The sequence below is a fragment of the Deltaproteobacteria bacterium genome, from assembly GCA_016235345.1.
Classification (GTDB): domain Bacteria; phylum Desulfobacterota; class Desulfobacteria; order Desulfobacterales; family Desulfatibacillaceae; genus JACRLG01.
In genome coordinates, this window is the sequence record JACRLG010000023.1 from 204887 (window position 1) to 230784 (window position 25898).

General features: G+C 60.8%; 16 protein-coding genes. 6 read left to right on the plus strand and 10 right to left on the minus strand.

Annotated elements, in window-relative coordinates:
• Positions 1-29: 29 nt before the first annotated feature.
• The 6 genes from HZB23_11475 to HZB23_11500 form a co-directional block, all read right to left on the minus strand.
• Positions 30-5507, minus strand: coding sequence for a DUF11 domain-containing protein (locus HZB23_11475; GenBank protein MBI5845276.1), 5478 nt, complete (start codon positions 5505-5507; stop codon positions 30-32).
• A gap of 18 nt (positions 5508-5525) precedes the next feature.
• Entirely contained in the window at positions 5526-6686 is a 1161-nt protein-coding gene (locus HZB23_11480; GenBank protein MBI5845277.1) for a DUF11 domain-containing protein, read from the minus strand.
• A 117-nt stretch (positions 6687-6803) separates the two neighbouring features.
• On the minus strand, positions 6804-7298 hold the full coding sequence (locus HZB23_11485) for a hypothetical protein (protein MBI5845278.1): 495 nt from the start codon (positions 7296-7298) through the stop codon (positions 6804-6806).
• A 13-nt stretch (positions 7299-7311) separates the two neighbouring features.
• On the minus strand, positions 7312-8298 hold the full coding sequence (locus HZB23_11490; GenBank protein ID MBI5845279.1) for a hypothetical protein: 987 nt from the start codon (positions 8296-8298) through the stop codon (positions 7312-7314).
• Between the two features lie 873 nt (positions 8299-9171).
• Positions 9172-9516 carry a hypothetical protein gene (locus HZB23_11495; protein MBI5845280.1) on the minus strand — a complete coding sequence of 115 codons (345 nt, stop codon included), beginning with the start codon at positions 9514-9516 and terminating at the stop codon, positions 9172-9174.
• Positions 9517-9604: 88 nt separating this feature from the next.
• The gene (locus tag HZB23_11500) at positions 9605-10159 is read right to left on the minus strand and encodes a C39 family peptidase (GenBank protein MBI5845281.1); all 555 of its coding nucleotides are present in this window, start codon (positions 10157-10159) and stop codon (positions 9605-9607) included.
• A 155-nt stretch (positions 10160-10314) separates the two neighbouring features.
• Between HZB23_11500 and HZB23_11505 the strand changes: the two genes are divergently transcribed.
• The 5 genes from HZB23_11505 to HZB23_11525 all read left to right on the plus strand — a co-directional run bounded on the left by HZB23_11505 (position 10315) and on the right by HZB23_11525 (position 14299).
• On the plus strand, positions 10315-10878 hold the full coding sequence (locus HZB23_11505; protein MBI5845282.1) for a CvpA family protein: 564 nt from the start codon (positions 10315-10317) through the stop codon (positions 10876-10878).
• Between the two features lie 30 nt (positions 10879-10908).
• Positions 10909-11661, plus strand: coding sequence for a MazG family protein (locus tag HZB23_11510; GenBank protein ID MBI5845283.1), 753 nt, complete (start codon positions 10909-10911; stop codon positions 11659-11661).
• On the plus strand, positions 11658-12281 hold the full coding sequence (hisH, locus tag HZB23_11515; protein MBI5845284.1) for an imidazole glycerol phosphate synthase subunit HisH: 624 nt from the start codon (positions 11658-11660) through the stop codon (positions 12279-12281). Before HZB23_11510 ends, hisH begins: the two co-directional genes overlap by 4 nt.
• 171 nt (positions 12282-12452) lie before the next feature.
• Positions 12453-13349 carry an MBL fold metallo-hydrolase gene (locus HZB23_11520; GenBank protein ID MBI5845285.1) on the plus strand — a complete coding sequence of 299 codons (897 nt, stop codon included), beginning with the start codon at positions 12453-12455 and terminating at the stop codon, positions 13347-13349.
• 212 nt (positions 13350-13561) lie between these two features.
• A complete protein-coding gene (locus HZB23_11525) occupies positions 13562-14299 on the plus strand; it encodes a hypothetical protein (GenBank protein ID MBI5845286.1) in 738 nt (245 codons plus the stop codon).
• Positions 14300-14783: 484 nt separating this feature from the next.
• On the opposite strand, the gene HZB23_11530 is transcribed toward HZB23_11525, so the two are convergent.
• The 4 genes from HZB23_11530 to recC all read right to left on the minus strand — a co-directional run bounded on the left by HZB23_11530 (position 14784) and on the right by recC (position 25669).
• Positions 14784-16700, minus strand: a complete 1917-nt coding sequence (locus HZB23_11530; protein MBI5845287.1) for a penicillin-binding protein activator — start codon at positions 16698-16700, stop codon at positions 14784-14786.
• Between the two features lie 103 nt (positions 16701-16803).
• Entirely contained in the window at positions 16804-18588 is a 1785-nt protein-coding gene (gene recD, locus HZB23_11535; protein MBI5845288.1) for an exodeoxyribonuclease V subunit alpha, read from the minus strand.
• A complete protein-coding gene (recB, locus tag HZB23_11540) occupies positions 18585-22298 on the minus strand; it encodes an exodeoxyribonuclease V subunit beta (protein ID MBI5845289.1) in 3714 nt (1237 codons plus the stop codon). The genes recD and recB overlap by 4 nt, the downstream gene beginning before the upstream one ends.
• Entirely contained in the window at positions 22295-25669 is a 3375-nt protein-coding gene (gene recC / locus HZB23_11545) for an exodeoxyribonuclease V subunit gamma (GenBank protein MBI5845290.1), read from the minus strand. Before recC ends, recB begins: the two co-directional genes overlap by 4 nt.
• Positions 25670-25728: 59 nt before the next feature.
• On the opposite strand from recC, the gene HZB23_11550 reads away from it, so the two are divergent.
• A complete protein-coding gene (locus HZB23_11550; GenBank protein ID MBI5845291.1) occupies positions 25729-25890 on the plus strand; it encodes a hypothetical protein in 162 nt (53 codons plus the stop codon).
• Positions 25891-25898 lie beyond the last annotated feature (8 nt).

A 25898-nucleotide genomic window follows, 5' to 3' on the forward strand; every position in this document is an offset into this window, starting at 1 on the left:
CACAGCAGTTCGCGTTTTTGGTCAGCCTGTCAGAATTCCGAAAACAGCTTCACCAACTCCTTGGCCGTCTGCTGGTCGAACTTGATCCTGCACTGGATGTACGGCCCTTGGGCGGTGAACCCGGCTGAGGAGAAGTCCTCATCCTCAAAGCCTGCGAAATTGTAGCCCACGCTCACCCACACGTTGTCCATCAGGGTGGTTCCCACGCTGGGGCCAATGGTGTATTCATAAAGGCCCGCGTTCCAGCCGTGGAGGATGCCGCCCGAAAAGCCCACGTCCCACTTTTCCGTTATGTCGTACCGGGCCGAGATTCCTATAAAATCCGTGAAGCCGCTGTAGCGGTCGCCGGAAAAACCGGCAAGCACGTATTTCGCGCCGTATTTTACATCCATCTGGGTTTTTGGCCCAAGCAGGAAGTTGAAATTGGCGTTGTTCACGATTCTGTGGTTTTCGGTGGATTGGCCGGAGCCCGCCTCATCCTCCCATATAAGGTCCAGCCTATCCAGTATGATGAGCTTTGCGCCTTCCGGCCGCCACACGAAACCGAAGCGCAGGTCGGCGCTGCTGTTGCCGTTTCCGTCCGCGCGGTCGGTGTCGAAATATTTGAGGCCCGCCGAAAAACCCGCGCCTTCCACCGGCTCGCCGTAGAAGCCGAGGCTAACGCCCCACTTGTCTTCGGAATCGCTTGTGCGGTACTCGATTCTGGATGTGGTGCTCCACAGTTTTGAGCTTTTTGCGGCTCCCGCCGAAAATGCCGTGAAATCCTCCTGGTCCGTTGACGCGGAAGACGGAAAGGACGCCGGCTGCGCGGTGGCAGCGGCCCCGCCGCCACTCATGGTGCTGCCCTGCTCGAAGGAGAAATCGAGCTTTACCCCCGGAAGCGGGCTGACGCTCTGGCCAAGGCCCAGGATGGCGAAAAGCATAGCTCCGCTTTCCCTGTACCTGTTTTCCAGGGCGGTCTCCACCTTGCCGCCGGTCCAGGGGGTGCTTTTTACCCCCATGCGGGTCCGCTGAGTGTCATCGTCGTCGGTGGTTGACAATTCCTGCTCAGCGAAAAGCGTGGCCGAGCGGAAAAGCCTGTAATCCACGCCCAGTATGGTGCGGGTGGGGAAGTCCGCGTTGCCGCTTTCGCCGGTCATGTTCTGCTCGTGGTCGAGCCGCAGCCGCAGCCGGTCCGCCCAGAGGTTGGCCGAAGCCCCCAAAAGGGCCTGCTGGACCGTGGTTTCGCTGCCGTCGGACATTTCGTCACGGGCCAGGCGGTAGCCCGCCGATATGGCCCCGCTTCCCAGCGAGTACCGCGCCTTTGCCTCGGCCACGTCGCGCACGGCGTCGGTTTCGAGATTCGTCTGGCGATAGGCCAAGCCTTCCAGGTCGAGCGCCTGGCCCGCCCTGTACCGGGCATCTGCGCCGATTTTTCTGGTGGAGGCCTCGCTCACGCTCTGCTGGCCAAGGCCGAAATCCACCCCATGCTCGCGCGCGTAGACCTCTGCGGTCAGCCGCTCGCCCTTGTGGCTGATCTCCAAGAGGGAGGCCGCGCCGGATGCTTCGCCTTCCCCTTCGTCCTTGCGAGTGGCGGCTGTTTCGGCCTTGAGGGTGGTCTTCCTGCCGATGGCCACGGTGAGGTCAAGGCCGCCCAGGTCGCCTTCGAGGTTTCCCGATGACTCGTGAACCGCCGTGACGCCCGCCTCCACCCGGCCCCCCAGGCCCTTCACCGCCGCCCTGCCGCCGTAGGAAAAGTCCCTCTGGGTACCGGTTGTCTCGTATTCCACCACTATATAGACCGGGTTCATGCCTTCGTCGCGGCTGTTTACCGGCTCCTTGAACCAGATGGCCCCGGTGTCGTAATCGATGGTGTAGTCGCTGTCCCGTGAAAGGCGGGCGGTGGAGACGGTTTTTTCGCTTCGCAGCCTGTCGCGCACTTCAATGGAGACTGTTTCGGAATGCTCCACGATGCCTGTTTGGGACAGGTGATAAAGGCCGGAGGTGCCGTCGCCCGGAATTTCGTCTTTTGCGTAATTCTGGCCCGTGCGGGTGGCGAAGGCCGAAACCTCCAACCGCTCGCCCGCGTAGCGCACCTGGGCCCCGGTGGCCTTTCTGGAGTAGCGGGAAAGCTCGGTGACGGAAAGGCCCGTGTCGAAATCGCCGTACAGAAAATAGAACCTGTCGCGTTCGATGCGGATGAAGAGCTTTTCCCGGCTTGGGGCGGCCTGGCCGGAAACTGAGGCGTCGCCGTAAACGGTGTAATATTCGTCCGGGTCGACCTGGCCGAAAAGGGCGGCTTGGGCGTCGTCCTCGCCGTCCCTGCCCGAATCGTAGGCCAGGGTAAGGAGCCAGCTTCCCTTTACCCTGCCTTTTGCGAAGAAGGCCAGTCGCCCGTCACTGTAGAAATCCTCCTTGGCGTAGCTGTCCGAAAGGTTCTCCACGTTGCCGGAAACCGCGCTCCAGCCCGCCGTGCCCTCCGCAAGGCCCACCAGTATCCACTCGCGGGATTCGGGAAGAATCCAGGCCCTGGCCTCCACCTCGCCAGTGGAGAACGGAAAGCGCACCACCGCCTCGCCGGGCCTGGAGGTTTCGGCAATCTTTATAAGGGCCACTCCGCCCTCGCCCACGGTGTAGACGGCGCGCTTTTCGTCGGTGCGGGCAAGGGGGTCCTGGTCGGCGGCCTTGGCGTCCTCCCAGGCGGCGTAAGGCTCATCCACGGAAAAGGTTCCCACCACGCCAAGGCGGGCCGGGTAGCCGTCCTTGTCCGCAAGGGCGAAGGCAAGGACCACCGGGTTGCGCCCGTCGGCTGAAAGAACGCTTTTTTCCGGCAGAAAGCGGGCTGACACGGGCGGGCTGGAATAATGGATAACCCGGCTGATGCGGCCAGTTTCCGCGCCCGCTTCGTCGTAGGTCACCGCATCAAGGACGTTGTCACCCTCGATGAGGGGCACGCCGCCCCAGGAGCTTAAAAAGACGGTCTGGTCCTGGTTCTTGAAAGTGCCCTCGAAGTTGGCCCTGTCAACAGGAGCGCCGTTCACGAAAAGCTCGATCTTTTCAGCCGGTCCGTGCTTGATGGCCGCCTTCATGCTGGGAATGGGCGGAAGATATCCCTCGCGGGGCAGCACGAACTCGAAACCCGGTTCCGCCCCCGCCAGCCACGCTGGGTCAAGGGATTGCTCTGCGGATTCCCCGGAGCCCCCGGTTTCTTCCGAAGACACGGCGGGAGGCTGTTTCACACCCGCCGAGGCCCTGTTGGTGAGTGAGTCGCCGGGTTTTTCCAGCGAAAGCGCCACCGGCAGGCTTACCTTTTTGGCGTCTCCGGGTGGGTCGAAAACAGCCAGGGTCTTGACCTCCATCGAGCCGTCCGGCGAGGGGAGCTTGGCCAGGAAGGTTATCGAGCGGGTCCAGTCCCCGGAATACGCCCCAAGCCGCCACGTCAAGATGTTGCCCGTCACCGTGGGCTCTTCCATGCCTTCTTTCGGTATGTATTGCGCCCCTTCGGGCAGCACGGCCATAACCGAGAGGTTCTTTACGTGGGCGGCCCTGCCTGTGATGCAGACGGCCCAGCCCGTGGAATCGTTGCCGCGCTTGCCGGAGAGTATGACGCCCACTTCTCCCTGGGGCTCCGGTTTTTTGGCGAGGTTGAAATCCGCCCGCCAGAGGGAGCCTCTGGCCAAGTCCGCGAACCGGGAAAATGATCGGCCAGCAAGGCTTGTATCGCCCTTGCAGGGCACCGGTTCCAGGTCTTTGGGAAGGCTTGCAAGGTCCATCTGGACCACGTGGACGCCGGGTTTCACGCCCTCGAAATGGAAGAGGCCAAGTTTATCTGTCACCGAAAAGGAGCCGTCCTCCAGAAAGACCCGCACGCCGGAAACGCCTTCGCCCCTGGCCTCCCCGTCCTTTCCGCAGGAGTCCTTCGCCACCCGTCCCACTATGAAGGCGGCGTCCCTGAAAAAGGCGTCCTTCACCAGGACCCCTGCCACGGCCTTGTTCGATGCCGCGTTTTTGCCGGTGGCGACGGCTGCGTTGTAGGCCATTCCGGGCCTGGCCCCTGCCGAGACCTCCACCACGTAGAAGATTTCCGTGGCGGCCCCCGAAGCCAGATCGGGAAGGGGAACGTAGAGGGTGCGGCCATCCTTGGACACCCCAGGGTCTGCGGCCTTCTTGCCGTCGATTTTAAGGCTGCCCTTTTTGTACCGGAAACCCAGGGGAAGCCTGTCGGAAAGAACGGCTGAACCCAGGGCAGCCTTGCCGCCGTTTGAAAGGCTTAAGGTGAAGGACAGGAAATCGCCCACCGAGGCCGTGTCCTCGCTTGCCGTCTTGGTGAGGAAAATTCCTCCGGACTTGGGGTCCACCGGAAGGTCCAGGCGCAGGGCCGGGCCGGGGCTCACAGTGAAGACCTCGCCCCTTGAGCCGTTCACTATGGCAAAGGGCGCGCCGGAGAGTTTTTGCAGGTTTTCGGCGGACACCACGCTTGGGGCCGTATAACCTTCGGGCGGGGTCACGATAAGGCTGTAGCGTCCGGGCGGGACAAAGGGGTAACGGTAACCGCCTGACGGGAAATCATAAGCCCGGCCTGACGAATCCCTGACCGACCCGCCGGAAACCACGGTGGCCGGGAAGGTGGAAACCCCGTCGTCGCCGTAAACTGCCGCCTCGTGGCCGGTGTCGGCGTTCATCAGGGTAACCGTGGCTCCGTCAACGGGCTGGCCCGTGGCCGAATCGAACACCGCGCCGTAGGGGTCCACAAGGCTTGCAGCAGAGGCGGTGTCGCTTCCGTCAACCGGGTCGTTGTAGGTGGCGGTGATTACGCTGTCTGTCTTGACGGTCAGGAATCCGTTGCCCGGCGTGGAGAAAGCCGTTGAAACGCTTTGGATGTATCCCGCGAAAATCCCGGTGTCCGGGCCGGTTTCCGTAAGGCTCAGGACCTCGGTGTCTCCGTTTGAAACCACGGTTACGATCACCGTCTGGGCGGTATCGGGGTCGGTGTTCTGATCCTGGTCGGAAACCATTATGAACAATGGCTCGCCAGCGTGACAGATGCAAGGGTTGTCGGCGCAAAGCGGGATGGGATTTGAAAGATCGATGGCCTCGGTTTTTCCCGCAGGCATGGGCGGGGCAAGGGCCGAAAAGGGGCCGCCCGCATTGACGCTCCCGCCGAAGGTCACGCGAACCATGACCGGCTCGCTTTGGGCGGTGTTCGGGGCGTAGTGCAAAAACCTGATGGAGGACGCCGTGCGGGCCGCCACCATCACTATGGTGTTGGTGTTGGAGAATTTTTCCGTTTCAACGCCGTTAACGAAATAGGTGGCCCTGGCCGTGTTGGTTATTACGGTTCCGGCGGGCAGGGCAAGGGCGCTTCCCGCGAAAACGGAAAGGGCTGTGAAGGCGGCAAGCAGCCAGACAAGGGCGCTTGCCGCCTTCACGGGGAAAAAGTGGGCAGAGCGGTAGCGTGGGCGCAAATCGGGCGCAAAAACCCGATTTTTCCCCAACAGCCCCGCCGCTATGCCGACTCTTCGTTTCACCGGTTGAATCTTTCCCTCTTACTGCACTTCAACCATGAATGTCACCGTGGCGGTCTGGCCCGAAGCCACCGTTATGCCGGTTACGGTTACGGTGTTTGCGGTTGTCACTCCGAAATCACCCTCGTCGTCGCTTCCAGCGTTGGTCAGGGCCGTTGCGGCTCCACCGTAAAGGTTGGGGGCGGTGACCTCTATACCCTGGGCAGCGCCGTAGCCGTCGGTGTAGAAGGCAAGGGTTCCGTTGCCGATTTCCGTCGCCAGGCTGTCGGAAACCACCACGTTGGTGGCCGAGGCTGCGCCGGTGTTGGCGATGGACACGGTGTACTCAACCCGCGCGCCTGGGATGGCCTTGGGATTGGCCGCGAGATTGATGGGGTCCCAGACAACGGCGGAGGTCTTGGTGATGGTGAGAAGCGCCGTCACGACCTGGTAGGCGTCGGGAGCGGAATGGATGCCGTCGTGGAGATTGTCGTTGGGGCCGTCCGCGTCCGCGAACACTGTCTGCACGGTGCCCGGAACATCGGGGTTGGTCGCGTCGTCGGTGGCGATGGCCGCGCCCTGGACTCCCACGCCTCCGCCCACCGCTACCTGGGCCACGAGGTCAATGGCCGAAACGTCGTCGTTGACCCTGGCAAGGGAGATGTCGCTCACCACGTAAACCGTGCGGGTGCTGGAAGCGCCGGTGCTGACCAGCTCGTCGATGTAGGTGGCGGTGTCCTGGGCAGCCTGGAAACCGGGGGTGGCCCCGCTTTCAGCGAAGATTCTCACGTTGCCAGCGTTGAAGTTATCCGTAAGGGCGAAGGGTTCGTGGCCGGCGGCGTCCAGGGTGGAGAGAAGAACGTCCTGGGTGGCGTTACCTGTGTTGGTGACCGTGTAGGTGAGCACCTGGTTGACCGAGCCGGGGGTGACCTGCACTGCGGCCACGTCCGTTGCTGCCACGGTGAGGTTTAGCTTGGTGTCCACCAGAAAGGTTGTGTTGGTTCCGTTGCCCGCGCCTGCGGTGGCGTTGCCCGTTGGCGAGCTTTCGATGGCGGTCTGGCCTATGCCTCCCACCGCGTAATTTACGGTTGCCCGGTTCGCCACGCTGGTTCCCGAAGGGGTGCCCACGGCGTAAGCGCTGGTTGCGAAGACGGCGATGAGAAATATGGCCGTTGCCATAGCCATCAATTTTCTTGTCTGCATGATTCCTTCTCCTTTGATTCCGAAGGGGGGGTGTCCCCCGTTTAAACCGAACCGGGCGAACGTCCGGCCCGATAGCTTTGCGGACGTTCGCTCAATTCACCGGTATGCTGAACTTTCCTACTTGAGCTTTGCCTTAAAGCTCACCCTGCCCTTTTCGCCGGGCCTGACGGCTTTTTTGAGGGTCCAGCGGACGCCCGTGTAATCTTCGGGCATCGCGGGACGATAGGTTCCGTCGGCCTTTTTGACCCTAAGGTCCTTTTCCGGGTGATAGGTCTTTCCGCCGTCCACCGAAAAGGTGATGGAAGTGTCCCTGCCTTCTGCGCTTCCCGGAACGTAGATCATGTGTTCCGGCACCGGGTTGTCGAGGACCACCTTTTCGGCGGGTTTGTCGCTCACGTGCCTGAAGGACACCGAGTAGATTATCTCGTCGCCGGGTATAACCTTTTCGGCGGCAACGAGCTTCTTCACGGCCTTGCCGGAAGCGTCCGTCACCACAACTTCCTTTTCAGCCAGGGAGGTGAGTTCAATGGCTCCCCTGGTTTCGGCAAAGGCTGAAAAAGCGGAAATGGCCAGAAAGCTTATTGCGAAAAACGCTATGATGCTTTTTCTCATGGCTTGTTACTCCTTACTGGAGCGTCACCTTGAAGGTGATGTTCTGCTGGGGGGAGGCCGAGGTGAGGTTGCCTAACTCGACGGTAACCACGCCGGGGGTGGTTGCGCCCACGTCGCCCGCGTCCGCGTCGTTGCCGTCGGTGAGCGGATTCACGTTGAGCGTAAGGGTTCCCGCGTTGTAGCTGGTGCCTGCGGGGATGGAGTCGGTTATCTTCATGTTGGCCGCCGTCCCGCTTCCCGCCACGACGACGGAGATGGTGTAGGTGACCACCGCGCCGGGTACGGGCTGGTTGCCGCTGAAGGGATCGAGGATGGAGGAAGTCTTGGTGATGGTCACCACCACGTTGGACACCACGTAGGTTCCGAGCTTGGCGTCATCGCCTCCTGTGGAGCCCACCACTGCGTCGGTTCCGCCTTCGCCCGCGCCAGCCACAACGGTTCCGGGAGCGCCGGTGCCGGTCTTGGATGCGGCGGTGAGGCGGGTGTTGCCAAGGTTACCGTCTGCAAGGCCCAAGGGGATGTTGTTTAGAACCAGGATGCGGATGGAGCCGTTGGCGGCGATAACGGGATCGTTCACACCGGGTATGTACTGGGTGTCTACGCCTGCGTTATAGGCTCCGTTGCCGTTGGTGTCGAAGTAGAGGTCGAGGAGCGACGGGTCGAAATTGTCGCCGCCGATACCTGCGGAAAGACCCGCCAGGGTATAGGAGTCAGAGCCGTTACCGGTGTTGGTTACGGTGAAGTAGAGGGCCTTGTTGGCGTCGCCCGGCTGCACCACCACGTTTGCGGCATCCTGCCAGGTGACCGTCACGTTTAAAATTTCGGCCACTATGATGGTGCTGACGTTGGAGTTCTGGCTCACTGTCTGGGTGCCCACCTCGAAGGTGGCTGTGGCCACGTTGTTGATGGGGGTTCCGGCGGGGGTGCCGATGGCCATTGCCTGGCCGGCGAAGACTGCGAGGATGATGGCTGCTGCGATGAGGATTCTTGATTTTTGCATTTCGCTCTTCCTTTTCTTGTGGTTGTTGCGGCTTGTGAAGCTCTGTTCTTCCAGTGTTGCTGCTGACCCGAAAGCCTCCTTTCCCTGTGCGGGCCTATGGCGCTCTTGCCTCTCTTTGTCCTTTCATGACGAATGCTCCTTTTGGTGTTGATGTTGAAAAACAGGTCCGCCTCTTTTCCGCCAATGCCTATGTTGCCTGTACTCGTACCGGTTAAGGGGAATGAGTTCTTCACGGTCGTCTCTTCCCCGGTGTCTTCATACCTGTTATTTTTTGATCAAAATTTATTGTTTCATCATGAAAAGTATGATAAAAGAGAAGTAATTATATGAATACCATTTCCTTCCCGAATGCCTCGCCTGGGAATGGATATATGGCCCACTGAATAATAATCATTTTCATATTCAATTCATATATTGGATTATTATGTAGAAAATATTTAGAAAAACTAGCTGTTTCTCTCTTATGAAACAATCGGTAACAGAATTGATGTGCTTATGGCCCTTTTTTTAAGCAATACTTTAGAATGACGGGCTTATCATACCCGCCAGGGGCAAAAATATCAGGTAGGCTAGGCGGACGGGCTGATTGCATGGGTGGCGGCGGCGGGCATTGGGGAAAAATTTTGCGGAGATGCTTTTACGGATGTTTCGGGGCGGTGATATCGGGGCCTGGATTTTGGGGCAAGGGCGGCCTGAAACAAAAAAAAGGGGTCGGCGGCCATGTGGATGGCTGCCGACCCCTGAATTTTTGACGGGAAAATACCCTTCTGACTACTGCCAGAGAAAGACCTTGCGCCAGCCATTGATGAGGGCCCCGGCCTTTCAGAAGTCCGGGGCCTTTTTGACCAAGCGGCGGGCTTTAACCCGGCTGTTTCAGATTCCGCTCACAAGCACCATGATGAGCACCGCGCTTCCTACCAGGTAAAACGTGGTCCAGTAGTAGCTTGGCTTTTTCTCGTCATCATCCTCTCCTGCCCTCATCTGGGCGAGGTTTTGAACCTGGTCGGCCCCGGCCCGGTCCTGGGCCGCGATTTCACCGGCGTTTGACGCTTCCTGGGAAATGACTTCGCCCGCAGCCTGGCCTTTTTCAATGACGGTGGCCGCGTCGGAGGCCCTTTTCACCACCTCGGCGCTGGAAGCCGCCGGAACGGACCCGGCCAGGAGGATGGCGCATAATACTATGCTGATTATCCTTAAAATGCTTTTCCCCGTTTTCATTGATCCTCCCCCGGTTGATAGGTTGCTGAAAAACTGAGCCGGACGGTTTACGGCATAGATGCCCGAAGTTCCTGGCCCGGCATGTCGATCATTTGCCTTGGCCCTGGGGCACTGCCAGAAGCGCGAAATTGGCCGCCTTGCGCCACCTGTCGGCGAAATCCTCCGAATCGAGCCAGACCCGGCCATGCGCGGGATCGTTTAAAATGATCCGGCTCCTGTCCTTGGAATAGCCCACCGCCACCGCAAAGTGCCGCCGCCCTTCCTCGCCCATCATGACTATTACGGGGCGGGTGGCGGAAAGATGCCCGAAAAGGTCGTCGATGCGCGATGAATACACCCTTGCGGAATACCCCACCGAAGCCGCCACCCCGCAAAGTTCCTCGCCGGAAAAACCCTCCCTTGGGCAGGGGGAGGCCAGAAGGGCGGAAACGGCCTCCGGGGAAAGCCCCCAGTAGGCCATGACCATTCCCAGGCAGGCGCTTCCGCAGCACGGCCCCTTTTCCTGCAGTCGCACCGGCACGTCCAATATATAGGTTTCGCCGCCTTTTTCGTACTCCGCCGAAACCTGGTTGTGCACCGCCCTGGTGGCGCAGGACGTGAAGATGAAACAGAAACACAAGACCGTGAATATGGATTTTTTCACTTTTTGGCTCCGCGCATGATTGATATGGGCTCACAATAGGTTGAAACACATGCTTATGTCAACACGGGACAGTTTGTTCAGAGCCTGAAATTCGGGTTTTCACCTTGACGCCGGGCCCTCGCAATGCCAGAATACGTCAAAAAGGGGGAGCGACCATGAATATTCTCGACTTGTTCATGCTGGGCCTTTTGGGCTGGGGTCTCGTGCGCGGCTATTTCCGGGGCATCATAAGCGAAACGTCTTCGATTCTGGGCGTTGTGGCGGGTTTTTGGGCCGCCCGGCACTGGTACGTGGGCATGGCCTCCGGCCTGGCCGGATGGGTGAAAAACCCCGAATCGGCCTGGGTCACCCACCCGCATTACCCCAAGATCGTGGCGTTTCTGGCCATTTTTTTCAGCATTTACTTCATAGTGAGCCTTCTTGGCTGGGGGATAAAGACCCTTGCCAGGGTGGCCCAACTGGGATGGATGGACCGCATGTTCGGCGCGCTGTTCGGCCTTTTGAAGGGCTCCATGCAGTGCAGCATCATCCTCCTGGCCTTCACGGTGTTCAGCCCCACAGGGGAATCGGTCGTGCTGGAAAATTCCAAGGTCGCCCCAAGGGTCACATTTGTTGCCGTGAGGGTCGCCAAACTGGCCCCGGCCGACTGGAGGGCCCAGTTCCTGGAAAAGCTGGAAACCCTGAAGGTTGCCTGGCAGGCCAAAAAAACCGGAACGTGACGGCCAGGAACGGATCACGGGCCATTTTCCATGAAAATGAATTTTATGACCGACGCTGAAACAGCGATCTCCGGGGATCCCGGAGAGCCGCTTTCAAAACTTTGCGAGCTTGTGGAGACCCTGCGGGGCGAAAACGGCTGCCCCTGGGACAGGGTCCAGACCGCAGAAACCATGCGGGTCTATCTTATAGAGGAAGCCTTCGAGCTCTTGGAGGCCCTTGACCACGGGGCCCCCGACGACGTCTGCGAGGAGCTTGGCGACGTGCTTTTTCAGGTCTTTTTCCTGGCGAGCCTTTTCCGGGAAAAGGGCCTTTTCGGCATGGCGGACGTGGCCCGAAGGAACGCGGCCAAGATGATCCGCCGCCACCCCCATGTTTTCGGCGACGAAAAGGCCGAAAGCGCCGAAGATGTGCGCCGCCGCTGGTTCGAGCTGAAAAACGCCCGGCACGCCGATAAAACCCCCCACCAGGTGGTTTCCAAGGTTCCCAGGGGGCTTCCGGCTCTTCTGCGGGCCTACCGTGTGTGCGAGAGGGCGCATAGGGTGGGGGTTTCCCCCTTTCCCGAAGAAAACCTCCTGGACGGCGTAAAAAACCGCCTGTCCGGGCTTCTGGCTGCGTCGGCCACGGGCGACAAAAATGCGGTATCGGGTGCCCTGGGCGACCTTCTGCTCAATCTGGCGGCTGCGTCATTTTCAATGGGAACCCACCCGGACACCGCTCTTTCAGGGGCTCTCGACAGATTCATCGAAAAACTGGAAATTGCTGAAAGGCCGGAAAAAGAGTGATCGCCATAATCGACTACGACGCGGGCAACCTCACAAGCGTTCTGCGGGCCGTGAATTTTCTCGGCGCGAAATGCCAGGTGACCCGCGATCTTAATAGCATTTCCAGGGCCGACCGGATCATTTTCCCCGGAGTGGGAGCCGCTGGCTCGGCAATGGAGAGCCTTGGCCGCTACGGCCTGGACAAGGCCCTTAAAGACGCCTTTTCCGCCGGAAAGCCCATCCTTGGCATCTGCCTGGGAACCCAGGTGATACTTTCATATTCCGAGGAAAACGACACCCCCTGCCTGGGCCTGGTCCCCGGACGGGTGACGGCCTTTTCACAAAACATGGTATCGGGCGGCCTTCGCCTCAAGGTTCCCCACATGGGCTGGAATTCCGTGAAGGCCACAAAACCCCACCCGGTCCTTTCCGGCATTCGGGACGAGCTTCTGTTCTATTTCGTCCACAGCTATTACCCGCGCCCGGAAAACCCGGAGCACACCCTTGCCGAGACCGTTTACGGAGAGCCCTTCGCCTCGGTCATCGGGGTCAAAAACCTCATCGCCACCCAATTCCACCCGGAAAAGAGCGGCGAGCCGGGCTTGGCGCTCTTGCGGAATTTCATTTCCTGGCAGCCATAACAGCCTGTCTAAAAACGCGAATCGCTGTGTCACGCATCACGGCGCGGGTCGTCATATACGAAAAGTATTATTCCTCCCCGCGCCGCTCGCGTTCCTTGCGCTTCATCGTTTTTAATCAGGCTTCACATCCGGCCTTTTCAACGTGCTTATATGGATTGTTTCGGGAAAATAATGAAAAAGGCCGTAATCAGGGAGATAAGGCAGGGGCTCTACAGGATCGCCCTGCCGGTGGAAATAAGGGGCTTTTCCGATTTCATAGGGGTCTTCGTCCACACCGGGGACCCCTGCTTTTTGGTGGACACCGGCCCGGCCTCCACTGCGGACGCCCTCATCGACGCCCTTGATACGCTTTCCGCAACCCGGCTCGATAACGTTCTCTTAACCCACATCCACCTCGATCACGCCGGGGCCACCGGGGACCTTGTCCACCGGCTGGGGCCTTTGAAGGTGGCGTGCCATTCCACCGGCATCCGCCACATGGCACATCCAGAAAAGCTCTGGGCCGGAAGCCTCGCCACCCTGGGCGACACGGCCAGGGCCTACGGACCCTTGCGCCCCACACCCCCTGAATGCCTTGTCCCTGCGGAAGGCTTCGGGGAGGGCGGAATCCTGGCCCTTCCCACTCCTGGGCACGCGGCCCATCACGTGAGCTACGTTCATGGCGACGTGCTTTTCGCGGGCGAGGCAGCCGGGATGTACACCCCCTTCGAGGACGGCGGGGTCTTCATAAGGCCCGCCACTCCGCCCAAGTTTTTTTTCGATACCTATATAAACAGCCTGGACAGCCTCCTTCCCCATTCGGACAAAACCGTGTGCTACGCCCATTACGGGGTGCGGAAAAACGCAAGGGAGCTTTTTCTGGCCCACAGGGACCAGATTTTTCTGTGGCGCGGGATCGTGGAAAAGGCCGTGGGGGAGCGGATCGGGGACAACCTTGTGGACGAGTGTATAGGCCGCCTTCTGGCCCAGGACCCGCTGATGCGCCATTGGGACAGGTTTTCCGAAGACGTGAAAAGCCGGGAGCTCATCTTTCTCAAAAATTCGGTGAGGGGTTTCGCCGGGTCCTGAACGGGCTTTTTGCGGGGCGGCCCGACCCCTTTAACGGTATTGACGAAAATTTCCGATCTGTTATATACTTATGAAATCTACAAGGAAGCCTTGAACTTTTTTGAAAAATGCCGAACGGCGAATTTCCGCCGCCCGGCCTTTGAGGAAAGGGCCGGGGCTGAAAGCCCGCCGCGTTTTTTATGCCAAATACCCTTCTGGGGGGATGAAAAGTCATGAAGGCAAGAACGTTTTTTGCGGTATTGGTGTTCGGGGCCATTCTCCTGTCCGGCGCTCTTCCGTGCTGGGCCTTCAACGCCGAAACCCGCAGGGAAATGTTGAAGGACACCTTGGAGTTCATGCCCCCTGAACTGAAGAGCTATCTTTGGGGCAACTGGGACAAGGTCACTGCGGGAATGCTCTTCGACTACCGCAACAACTCCGCGACAAACCCCGAAGACATAGGAAACGTTTATGAAAACCTCGTGGCGAGGCTTCGGGAGAACCGCCTGACCGAAGAGAACACGGCCAGGGCCTTCGGGGTGATGGCCTGCCTGGTATCCCAGGCCGTGTCTCCGGGCTGGCTGGCCTCATCCACGGACGTTGACCCGGCCCTGGTGGTTTACGACGGTTTTCAGGACGTGCCCGAGCCGGGCCGGAAGATGAAGGGCCTTATCGACGCCAATATCGATTATTACGGCGACAGGTCCAACGAGCGCGTTTCCGTGCTCTACGGGGTGAGCGTCAACGCGGCAGCCGATTTTTGGATATCAGCGTGGAAAAGGGCGGGCCTTGCAACCGGGCAGATGGTGGCTTCCGGCAGGCAGATCAAAAGGAGCGACCTTCTGGTGAAGGAGCTTGACATGGCCGCAGCCGAAGCGGCGGCGGCGGAGGCCCAGAAAAAGGCCAAGCCGTCCCAGAAAAAGAAGGCGGCCAAGAAGCCCGCGAAGAAAAAGAAGGCCGCGAAAAAGTAGCCGTCCCGAACCCGCAAAACGCAACAGCCCGTTGAAGCCTCCCATATCGGGGCGTCAACGGGCTGTTTCATTTTGAGGCCCGGCGGGCCTTACCCTCACCCCGGCCCACACCCTCCGGGAGAGGGAGAATTGATTTCCAGTAGCGAACCCCACCCTCGCCCTCTGGGAGAGGGTGGCCGAAGGCCGGGTGAGGGTGACCGTAACGCCGTATTCGTTGGGTGAACCCGGACCTTCGGCCCGGAACCACCCAACCTACGGTTTTGGCAGCCGACATCCCTTTCGTTTCGGTGCGTACTGTCCTTTCCAGGCACGGCACCCAGCCCACTGTTTTTGCCTTTTACCCCCTCCACCACCGGCGCGGGGTAGGCTGTCTGAAAACGATGAGATGCAAGGAAGCGTGGTCGGGCCGGGGAGGGATAGTACAAAAGGTACATCCCGACCCGGCCCGACCGCGCTGACGCAGCAGGTCGCGTTTTCAGGCAGCCTACCGGAAGAAGCCGGGGCCGGGTACTTCGTCAAATCCGCCATTGGTGACCTTAAGAATGACCAGGTCCTTATGCACCTCGCCCTTGTCGTCAAAATAGGTGGAGCCGGTGACTCCGCCGAAGGAAGCGCCCACCAGGGCCTTTCTGAGCATTTTTCCGCTTCTAACGCCCTCTGTGGCGGCGGCCCGGAAAAGGATCATGGCCGAGTCATAGCCAAGGGCTTCCAGGAAGCCGGGCGGGCGTCCGTTTGCGTCAGTGAAGTCGGTCATGAATTCGCGCACTTCGGGCCGCTGGCTGTCGCGGAAAAAAATGTCGGCTATCACCGCGCCCTCGGTGGCGTTTCCCGCCACTTCCGCAAGTTTCCCCGAATGCCAGGCATTGGTGCCGAAAACGGGCTTTTTGACGCCGTAATAAAAGAGCTGGGAAATTATGAGGCCGGAGGTCGAGGGCTTATCCGGTATGAAAACCGCGTCAAAGGCGAAAACGGGCTTGGCCGGGACCGGCTTGGCGGCTGGGGTCAGGGCGGGCAGGGGAGCCCGTGGGGACGGGGGATGGGCCTTGGCGGGCTTTACGCACGAGGCCAGGAAGCCTTCGATCACGTCGGAAAAATCCGTCATCTTGGGATCGTAGGGTCGCACGCATGAAATGGTTCCGCCCGCTGCTTTGACGGCTTGCCTGAAGCTCTTGGCGGCCAGGGCTCCGTAGCTGTCGTTTGGATGGATGACGGCGAAGGTCTTGAGCCCCGCAGACTTCACACCGTAGGCTGCCAGGGCCTGGGAAATCATGGGGAGGGTTACGTAATTCCGGAAAAGGTAGGAACCGGGGGCGGTGACGCCCTCCTTCTGCGTAAAGACGATGGCCGGAATTTCCAGGTCGCGGGTGGTTTTTTTGAGGACGTCCGCGCTGGTCATGGGGCCTATGACGGCGGCCACCCCGGCTGCGGCCAGCTCGGAAAAGCCCAGGCGCGTGCCTTCCGCCGTGGAGCCGCTGTCCCTGACAATAAGGGTCACGGTGCGCTCCGGTCGCAGGGAGTTGAACTGGGAGACGGCCAGCTCCACCCCGGCCAGGATGGAATTTCCGTGCTGAGCGTATGATCCGGTTAGGGGCAGGAGGACTCCGAAGGAGGCCGGGTTGAAGTCCAGGCTTCGCTGGGCCCCGTTGATCACGGCTTTTAGCCTGCTTGCCCGTTCGTTTGACGGGCACCTCGAAAGGACGCGGCTGGCAGTGTCCTTTGCCGCAGCCGAGTTGCCCTCTGACAAAAGGCGTTCTGAAATGACCGCTCCCAGCACGCCCTGGATCATGCAGTTTTGAGCCGAGGATAGGGCCGGTCCCTGTTCATTGGGCTCAAGAAGGAGAGCCGCCTTTTCAACCTTTGAAAGAACCTGGGCCCGGTTGAGTTCGCGCCCCACCGAAAGGGCCTGGTCAAAGGCGTCAAGGGCCTGAACCGGGCGTTCGAGGCCGGTGTTGGCGCTTCCGGCCATGACCAGGGCGGCGGCCCGCACCCTTTCGGAGTTGGGTGGGGCGGCCAGGGGCCTGGCCTCGTCCAGGGCTTCCTTGAAGCGCCCTTCCCGAAGAAGGCAGTCCACAAGGCCCAGCTTGGCGTCAGGCGCGTAGAGGGAGTCCCCGAAACGCGAGACCACCGCCCGGTAGGCTTCCCGCGCCGCAGCCACGTCATTTTTTCCCGATGAAATGGCCGCGATCTTGAGCCAGGCCGCCGGAGCCATGGACCCCGTGGGGCTGGCCTTGAGGTAGGCCCTGTACTCCTTGAGGGCGGCGTCGGCCTTGCCCAAAGCGGCCAGGGCCTCGGCTGCGGCGAAGTGGTCCGGCTTTGGGGCGTCCTTGGCGTATGCCGGAGCCGCAAAGAGCCCGGCCAGAATAAAAGCCAGCGCAACCGGAATTATGAGCCTTGATTTCATGATGCTTTTTTCCCCGATGTTTTCAGTCGCCCAAAAAAACGGCGTCGGAAGCAATCCGAGCCGACGCCTAACATACGGGAAAATGTCGAAACAGACAAGTCTGTCATTTTTCCCGCAACATGTCCGAAAGGCCGCTTCTTCTGCTGATTTTGGCTTTTACCGCATGGGCCGCGACGGCAAGGGGCGAAACCACGGTGATCCTGCCCCTGGCCCTGGTGACTGCGGTGTAAAACAGCTCCCTGGTCAGGACCTGCGAGGGCCTTGGCGGCAGGAGGATCAGGACCTCCTCGAATTCCGCGCCCTGGCTCTTGTGAACGGTCATGGCGAACACGGTCTCGTGGGCCGGAAGCACCAGGGGGGAAAAGGACAGGGGGGCGTTTTCCGGGCCGGAAAACCAGGCCCGGCCATCAAACATCACTCCGCAGTCGCCGTTGAAAAGCCGAAGCGAGCCGTCGTTACGGGTGATTATGACTCCCCGGCGTTGATAGGCGGGGCTTATGGACGGGATAAGGCCCCTTTTGACCAGCGCCCTTTCCAGCACGGCGTTGGCGTGGGCAGCGCTTCCCGGTCCTTCCCTGTGGGCGGCGAGCACCCGGAACCTGTCCAGGGCGCTCAAGGCCTCGGAAACGGTGGCGGCCTTCAGGAAAGCCCCGTAGCCTTCCAGCATCCTTTTTTCGAGTATTTCCGATATACTGGCCGGATCGTCATATTCAACGAAATTGACGGAACCTTCGCCATTGGCCCTTTCCCTTAAAAATTCCGCCGCGCCCGTCTCGTCGCCTTCGATGATCAATCGGGCTAGCACGGCTGTTTCGGAGCCGGAGCCGAAGCGGTAGTTCCTTTTAAGATGCGCCACGCCGTCCGAAAGCCCGGTGGCGGAAGGGTCGGCGGCAAGGTCGCAGCCCGTGGCCGCCTTTAGGACGGAGGCGAATTCCACCGAAGGCCCGCTGGCCGGGCCTGCGCAGAGGTCGCCAAGCACCGAGCCGGGGTCCACCGAGGCGAGCTGGTTGCTGTCGCCCAGAAGGATCACGCGGGTATCCGGTGAAAGGGCCGAAAAAAGGCGGCTCATGAGCAAAAGATCGATCATGGAGGCTTCGTCGGCCACTATGGTTCCGGCGACCAGCGGGTTTCCGGGGCCGTGGGCGAAACCCGCCTTTCCGGGTATGGCGCCCAGGAGCCTGTGGATGGTGGACGCGTTTTCGGGAAAGGCCTTTCGGACCCTTTCGGGAAGCACGGATGAAAGCTCATCTTTGGCTGCGGCCACCGAGCTTTGAAGCCGCTGGGCGGCCTTTCCGGTGGGCGCGCATAAAATGACGGGACCGGCCTTTTCGCCGAAAAGCTCAAGGATGAGGGCTATGATCCGGGCTGCGGTGCGGGTCTTGCCGGTTCCGGGTCCGCCTGAGATCACGGAAAACCTTCGCAATACCGCAGTGGCCGCAGCCAGCTTCTGCCAGTCGGTCTGGCCGGGGTCGCCGGGAAAAAGCCTGTCGAGGCTTGTACGCAGCCCGTTAAGGTCAAGCCCCCAGGTTTCGACCCTGCTTCTTTCAAGAATGGCCCTGGCGAGCCCCTTTTCGCAGGAGTAGAGGCGCTCCAGGTAGAGCCTGCCCGCATGGTCCAGTATCAGGGGCTTGTAGTCCCCCGGCCCGCCCACCACCCTGCATTTTTTGAGGCTTTCGGCCCACGAGCCGGGGGGAGGAGCGGAAAGCCCCGCCGCTTCGCATGTGGCCGGGGCTATGCTGCCCAGGTCCAGGCACACGTGGCCCTCCACGCCGCACTGGCACAAGAGGGCCGAGGCCGCGTAAAGGGCGGGGTCCGGGCCCTTGTTCAGCCTTTCCATGAATTGGGCGAAGCGCCTTCCCAGGGGGGAAAGCCCGGTTTCCTGGTTCATGGCCGTGTCCCTTCCCCAGTAAGGCCGCCGGTTTCGCCGCAAAGAGCCCGTTTAAGCCCAAGGATCAGCCTCTTTTCGGGCCTGTCCCCGAACACGCCGAATCCGGGGGCCGCGCCCCGCAGGAAAATGTAGAACACTCCGCCGAAGTGCCGGTCGTAGTCGTAATTTTCAAGGCGGAGGCCGAGGTGCCGGTGAAGGGCCAGGGCGTAAAGATGGTACTGGAGGGTGTAGTGGTGCTCGCCCATGGCCTGGCAAAGGGCTTTTTGGTGATAGTCCTCCGGACTCGTTCCCAGGTGGTTGCTTTTCCAGTCAACCAGGAAATATTTTCCGTCGTGAAGAAAAACCATGTCAACAAAGCCGTGCATGAAGCCCCCTGTTTCCGAAAAGCCCAGGTCCTCGAACTTTTCCGGGACCCGCGCCATGATGGGGCTTCCAGAAAAGGCCGCAGCGAGCTTTTGGGGCGTGAGGCCCCTTATGGGAAAGGCGAACTCCATCTCGTTCACCCTGGCTGAAGGCCCCACCGAGGAAAGGGCAAGGCCCGGAAAATTCGGGGAAAGCGGGGTGCTTACCAGCCGGTTGACCATTTCGCTTACCGGCCCTTCCCATTCTTCGGAAAAGCCGTGGGCTTTCAAGCGGTCCCTTACGTGGGCGGAAAGAAGCTCCCCGTCGCTTACGGTGAAGTCCCAGTGCTCCAGAAGATCATGGAAGAATTGCCCGGCGTCGGCCCCCTTGGGAAAATCAAAGATGTCGGGCGGGCCCTCCTTTTCGGGTCCGGTTTTGTATTCCCAGGGAAAGAGCGCGAAATCCCCGGTCTCCGGCCCCTCGGATGCCGCCTCGCCCTGTGAGGCCAGGGCCGAATAACTGGTCACCCTGAAGGAGCCGTCGATGAAGCCCGAAAAGTGCCTGCACCTTAGCTCAAGGCCTTCCCTGCCCGGAGCCTTCGGCAGAGGAACCGGGGCATCCGGGGGGAGCCTTAGGCCCACCGCGCCGCCCGACGCCTCCACAAGGGGCGCGAGGGCCTGCTCCAGCTCATTCAGTTCCACGTCCTTCAAGCGGTCGTTGGACCCGGAAAGCCATTCCCCAAGGGCGTCATCGCCCTCGTTTAAAGGCCCGTGAAGGAGCCAGGCAAGGGCACTGTCACCGGCGCCGTTGATTGGTCCCCAGGCCATGGTGCAAAGGTTCCTGGCGCGGGTTAAAGCCACGTAGCAAAGCCTCAGCCTTTCGGCCAGGGTCTCCTTTTTGAGGCTCAACTCGTCGATTGGCCCGACAAGCGACATGACCAGCCGGTTTTCCCTGGCCGGGTCGTGAAAGATGGCCGGGGACTCGATTTTGAGCTTGGCGAAGAGGAAGGGCGAGAAAACGATGGGATACTCCAGGCCCTTGCTGGCGTGGATGGTCACCACCTTGACGGCTTCCTCGTCGCTTTCGAGCCTGAGGAGAAGCTCGTCGCCGCCGGTCTCTTTCCCGGAAATTGCGCGGGAAAGCCAGTCGGCCAGGGCCTCCGGCCCAAGGCCCCTTTCCCGCTCCGCCTGGGAAAGAACCTCGGCAAGGTGGACCAGGTTGGTGACCCGGCGCTCCCCGTCCTCCAGGGCCAGGAGCCTTGGAAAGACGTTTTCCCGGCGCATCAATGCCCTGAAAAGGGGCGCGAAGCCGCGCCTGGCCCAAAGCGCCCGCAAAGCCCGGAATTCCTGCCCCAGAAGCCCGAACTCATCCGGCTCTTCAACGAGCCTCGCCAGTTCGATGGCGTCGCGCCCCATTATAGTGGTGGCAAGGGCGGCCCTCATGGCCTTCAAATCGGAGGGCCGGGCCACGGCCCTTGTTAGGGCCAGCATTTCCCTGGCTTCCTCGGCGTAAAAGAGCTTTTCCGTGCTGTAGCGCACGCAGTGGATACCGGCCCTTCTGAGCGCCCGCTCCACCATGCGGGCTTCGGGATGGCTGCGCACCAGAACGGCCATGTGGCGCTCGCCCAAAGGCTCGTCCCCAAGCCTCGCCTCCCCCCTTCTCCCCCAGGCCACAAGCTGTGTGATCCTGGACGCGAGGGCCGCAACAATCGTCTTTTTGGCGTCCTCCACGCCGAGCTTGTTTTTCCCTTCCGGGTCCATGAGCCAGATTTCAAGTGGGGGGAGCTTTTCGGGAAGGATCAGCTTGGGCCTTTCCATTCCGGGAGCGGCAATGGCCGGGGTGAAGCCGATTCCAGGAAGAACGAAGGGGGCCACAGGCATGTCCCTTTCGCCTTCGTTCCGGGCCGGGCGGTGAAACAGGGCGTTCACCCCGTCCACCAGGGCCGGGTCCGAGCGCCTGTTGTGGTTTATGGTGTGGATGGCGTCGGCGTTGCGGGCGGCAGCGAGATACGAGAAAACGTCCGCCCCCCGGAAGGCGTAGATGGCCTGCTTGGGGTCGCCTATGAGGAAAAGGGGCTTGCCCTGCCTTGCGAAAAGGGCCTGGAAAATTGAGTACTGGTCGGGGTCCGTGTCCTGGAACTCGTCGATCAGGGCGCAGTCGAAGCGGCCTCCCACCGCCCTGGCCGCCGCTTCGCCGCCGGGGCCTTCAAGGGCGCGGGCGAGGGATGACACCAGGTCGTTGTAAAACTGCACGTTCTTCTTCGCCTTGGCCGCCTTGAGGGCTTTTTCGGCAAAGGGGAAAAACTCCCGGTCCAGGTGCTCCGCAAAACGTCCGCACTGGGCCTCCAGGTCTTTTCCGAGAGCCCAGGCCAGTTGGCACAGATCGAAAAAGGGGTGCTCCAAGGGGGCCTTTTTCCTGTTCAGCGAGGCGGTAAGTTTGTTGGCGGTGAATTTTTCGAATATGTCCCTTAGCGGAAATTCAGGCTGGGCTCCTGCGCAGTATTCGTCCATGTACGAAAGCATGGAATCCAGGATTGCGTCCTTGTAATAGGTGGCGTGGAGGCTCCTTTCCTTTATCGCCGCCCGCAGAAGGGCCTCCGCTTCCTCTCTTGCAGAAGCCCAGGCTGCCCTCACCCCTGCGGCGCTTTCCTTGAAAGGGGCGAGCGCGGCAAGTTCCGGGCGCTCGTCCCTTCCCTCCACGATTATCGAATTATGGCGAAGGTAAAGGCCAAGAAGGCGCGAGAAATGCCGGGGGTCGATTTTTTTCCTCTTATCCTTGTTCTCCTTTTTATCGTATTTCTCGTCCTTTTCGTTTTTTGCGTAGAGTAAAAACTCCTCCGGCGCGCCGTAGAAGTTCGCCCGATAGTAGTCCCGTGCCACGGCGGTAATGAATTCGCCTGTTTCGGCGGCCAGTTCCACGCCGTAGCCCGCCCCGCTCTCGAAGGCCGCAGCGGTCAGCGCTCTCTGGCAGAACCCGTGGATGGTATGTATCGCCGCCTCGTCGAAATGCGCGAGCGCCCGCTCCACCCGGCCCGGACCGTCTTCGGGATGTCTTTGGGCCAGGGCCTCCACCACCTTGTCGCCCCCGCAGCCGCGCCCCTTGTAGGCGTCGCGCAGAAGGGCCAGCCTCGCCCTTATGCGCCCGGAAAGCTCCTGGGTGGCGGCCCTGGTGAAGGTGACGGCAAGTATCCTGTCAACTGGAAAATCCCTTTCAACCAGAAGCCTAAGGTACAGGCTGGTCAACTGCCAGGTCTTTCCGGTTCCGGCCCCGGCCTCAACCAGGTGGGAGCCCGAAAGGGGCACTGCCATGGGGTCCAGAAGGGGTACTGCCCTTGGCGCATCATCGCGGGAAGCCGAAGGGTCCGTCATGGCAGTTTCTCCCAAAGAGCCAGGATGGGCGAAAACACGGCCCTGGCGGTTTCGCAGAAATCAGTCAAAAGCGGCTCTTCCAGGGGGGCGGCGTTTTTGAAGCAGAGGCTGACTGCCGCGTCCGCGTCTTCGCCTCTTCCGAAATCCGTGCTGAGAAAGGCTTTTTGCGCGGCCTTCAAAGCCTTGCCCTCGTCTTTTTCCTTGTAAAGGGTCTGGGCGTAGGCGAGGGACGAGCTCGGGAAAAACAGGAGAGGCTCGCTCAGTCCCTTTCTGTGGATTTCAAGCAGTACGCCCAGGCGTTCACGGGCTTCCTCCGGCGAAAGGGGCGGCAGGGCGAAGGAGCCGTCCGTGGCAAGGGTTGTGGTTTCAGAGGCCGTGTCGGCGAAAGTCGCGCACAGGGCGAGATGATGGATGAAGGCCTTAAGCATGTCCTTGGGCTTTATCGGGGCCGGGCGAAAAAGGAGAAGGCCGTCCCGGTGCAGGATGACGCCGTCTTCCACCCGGCCCGAAATTTTGCCGGAAAGCCGGAACCCGCCAAGCCCGATGTCCGCGAAAACCGGCTCCCGCAGGCTTTTAAGGCAGGGCTTCACCTTTCGGGCCACCGGGGCCATGGCCCGCGCGGCCATGTCGAACACGAGCCGCCCGCCTTTTCCGTGGGGCAGAATTCCCAGGGCCTCGATCCTGGGAAGCCAGTCCTCCGGCTCATCCCCTGAAAGGCGCTTTCCGAGAACGGTTTGAAAGATAGTGTACCTTTCCAGGCCGTCGGGCTCGAAGCTCTCGGTGTCGATGAACTCCTCGCCCGATTCTTTCGGATCGAACCTAAGCCTCTCCTTTACAAAAAACTCCTGGGGCGCGCCGAAAAACCGCACCAGCCTCGCTATAGGCAGCTCCGTGAGGGTTTCGCCCACGGGCGGCAGGGGCTTGGGGGCGAAAACCGGGGGGGCGGCGCGCGGGCCGGATGCCGCGCGGGAAGCAGCCAGGGCGTGGGAGTCGTAGGAAAAGAGCCTTCCGCCCTCGCCCGAAAAATAATCCGAAGCCCAGGGGTTCAGCCTGTGCTCCACCAGAAGGGCGTCGCGGGTTTTTTCATGCCCCGGAGCCGAGAAATTGGCGTCCGCGTAGTCCAGAAGACCGCTCACCAAAGGGGACGGCTCCTTTTGGGAATTGTCCTTAAGGGACCTTCCCTCGTAGGTGATGACGAGCTTTTCCCGTGCGCACAGGAGGGTTTCCAGGAAAAGATAGCGGTCGTCCTCCCGGCCCGACCGATCCCCCGGCTTTGGGTAAAGGCCCATGAAATCGAAGCCCGGATAAAGATCGGAGCGGGGAAAGTCACCCTCGTTCATGCCGCACAGGATGATCACCTTAAAGGGAATGCCCCTGGCCGCCGCAAGGGAGGCGAAATTGATCCCTTGGCGCAGAAAGCCCGCCGAGGACGGCGGCTTTTCCATGCTTTCCAGCAGAATCGCCCTGGCTGCGTCCGCCCCGAAAAGGCCGTCCACCTCGAAGCGCCGGGAAAGCCCGGCCATGTCCGCCAGTGACTGCCTGAACTCCGTCATGGCTCCCGCATCAAAGGAGCCCGGAAGCAGGAAGCGTTCGGCGGTTTCGGAAAAGAGCGAGGCCCAGTGGGGAATGGTCCCCGGCCCGGCCAGTTTTTCCGCCAGGGAGAACAGGGATTCGACGAATTCCGCCAGAACCCCCAGAAGCCGCCCGTCCGACGCCTCCACTGCGGAAAGGGGGGCGATCCCGTCAAAAAGCTCCAGTTTTTCCTCGGCCAGGGGGCCGTTTACGGGGCCGTCGCCGGAAAGGCCGGGGCCGTCATCCACGAAGGAGAAGCCCTCGTCCCGCCCGGTCATGGCAAAGCCCAGAAAGAGCCGGTCAAGGCCGTATCTGAAGGTGTTGGCGTGCTCCGCCGGAAGACCCAGCCTTCTCTTATGATCGCCGTCCATGCCCCAGTAAATCCGGCTTTCGGAAACCCACTGGCCCAGGGTCTCGCAGTCGGCCTGGGAAAGGCCGAACCTGGCCGAAACCGGTGAAAGGGCCAGAAGGTCCATCACCTCCGAGGCCTCGAACCTGCCTTCCGCCGTGTCCAGCACGGCCTTGAGGGCGTTTAGGACGCCTGCTTCGGCAAGGCCCCCTCCCGCCACGGTGTGGGGTATTCTGGGCGCATCTTCCCCGGCCAGGCCGAAAACCGCGTCGATCAGGGGGCCGTAAACGGAAATGTCCGGGGCCGCCACCAGCACCTCGTGGGGCGAAAGGCCGGGGCTCTTCTCGAAAAGATCGCAAAGAAGGTCTTTCACCGCCTCCATTTCCCGCAAGGGGCCTGAGGTTTCGTGAACCTCGATGCTCAGGTCGCCGGGGGAAAGGGCGCGGGGCGGATTTCCGTCCAGGGCCGGTTCGGCGAGATTCAGCACGTCCTTCTGGATGATGGAAAGCAGGGTGTCGCCGTTCGGCTCCCGGAAATCCTCCTCCCACATGGAGTTTTCCTGGACCATGGAAAGGAAGTCGCCTCCGGGCTTGCCCATTTGCGCCAGAAGGCTGTTGCCCTGGTCGAGGTGGAGGTCATCCGGGCTTCTTTCCGGGGCCTTCCTTAGAAGCCTGCCCTTGCCCTTTTCGCTCACTATGTCGGCCCAGTATTCCCGGCAGGGGTTGGCGTGCAGGAGGTGGACCGGGATGATTTCCGCAAGGCGCGAAAACACGGCGAAATGAAAGGGAGGAAGCCCGGATATGCCGAAAAGGCTGAGCCTGCGGGGAAGGGCCGGGTTTGAATGGTCGAGTCCGCCAGCAGCCCTTTGAAACCTTTCCAGAAGGGCAGGGCGGGACAGGTTGGAAATCCCCCGGTTGGCCCGCCGCCACAGCTCCGCCTGCCAGTGGCCGCACTGGCCGCGATCCCAGTTTTCGATCATTTGGGGCCGGAAGAGCATGTAGCGGTCGAAGGTGCGGGCTATCACCCCGGAAAGGGCGGCGAGCTTCCTTCCGTCCGCGTCGTCTTCAAGGTAACGGGCAAGAAGCCCGAAGGCCTTGTGATCCAGAAGAAGGGGCAGGTGCTTCATTATGCGGAGCCTTAAGGTCTCCGGCGTGAAAAGGCCGCCGTCCTCGCGGGTCAGGCCGGGTATCACGGCCATGAAAAGCTCGTTCAGGTAGGCGTTGGGAAACACGAAGCGTACGTTGGCGCAGATTCCGGCCCGTTTGGCGAGTTCCAGCGAAAGCCAGCGGGAAAGCCCCACGGACTGGACCAGCACGATTTCCGGCGCAAGGGGGTCGCCGGGGCTCGACAGAATTCCGGCCAGGGCGTCCGCCAGAGCCTCCGGGGCGTTGGACGAAAGAACGTGAAGGCCGGGGGGATAATCTTCAACACCGGGAAACGCAGCGGACATGAAAAGAGTCTCCATCACGCCTTTAACACGGGAAATTGTTGACGAATACTCCATTTACCATGAATTTGCCCAAATGGCATGAAAAACGTGACGAAGCCCTTGATACCCAGCCTGAGACGAAACCGCCGCCGGAAGAGCGTTTCTTCCGGCGGCGATTGGCTGCTGCAAAATCAGGTTCTATTGGCCGACTTCAAAAAAACGGCGAAAAAGGGATCCGTTGACTGACCCT

Bases quoted from the DNA above. Each gene is read 5' to 3' on its own strand.
- HZB23_11480 (MBI5845277.1), bottom strand. From the start codon at position 6,686: ATGCAGACAAGAAAATTGATGGCTATGGCAACGGCCATATTTCTCATC.
- HZB23_11485 (MBI5845278.1), bottom strand. From the start codon at position 7,298: ATGAGAAAAAGCATCATAGCGTTTTTCGCAATAAGCTTTCTGGCCATT.
- HZB23_11490 (MBI5845279.1), bottom strand. From the start codon at position 8,298: ATGCAAAAATCAAGAATCCTCATCGCAGCAGCCATCATCCTCGCAGTC.
- HZB23_11495 (MBI5845280.1), bottom strand. From the start codon at position 9,516: ATGAAAACGGGGAAAAGCATTTTAAGGATAATCAGCATAGTATTATGC.
- HZB23_11505 (MBI5845282.1), top strand. From the start codon at position 10,315: ATGAATATTCTCGACTTGTTCATGCTGGGCCTTTTGGGCTGGGGTCTC.
- HZB23_11510 (MBI5845283.1), top strand. From the start codon at position 10,909: ATGAAAATGAATTTTATGACCGACGCTGAAACAGCGATCTCCGGGGAT.
- HZB23_11520 (MBI5845285.1), top strand. From the start codon at position 12,453: ATGAAAAAGGCCGTAATCAGGGAGATAAGGCAGGGGCTCTACAGGATC.
- HZB23_11525 (MBI5845286.1), top strand. From the start codon at position 13,562: ATGAAGGCAAGAACGTTTTTTGCGGTATTGGTGTTCGGGGCCATTCTC.
- HZB23_11530 (MBI5845287.1), bottom strand. From the start codon at position 16,700: ATGAAATCAAGGCTCATAATTCCGGTTGCGCTGGCTTTTATTCTGGCC.
- recD (MBI5845288.1), bottom strand. From the start codon at position 18,588: ATGAACCAGGAAACCGGGCTTTCCCCCCTGGGAAGGCGCTTCGCCCAA.
- recB (MBI5845289.1), bottom strand. From the start codon at position 22,298: ATGACGGACCCTTCGGCTTCCCGCGATGATGCGCCAAGGGCAGTACCC.
- recC (MBI5845290.1), bottom strand. From the start codon at position 25,669: ATGTCCGCTGCGTTTCCCGGTGTTGAAGATTATCCCCCCGGCCTTCAC.
- HZB23_11550 (MBI5845291.1), top strand. From the start codon at position 25,729: ATGAATTTGCCCAAATGGCATGAAAAACGTGACGAAGCCCTTGATACC.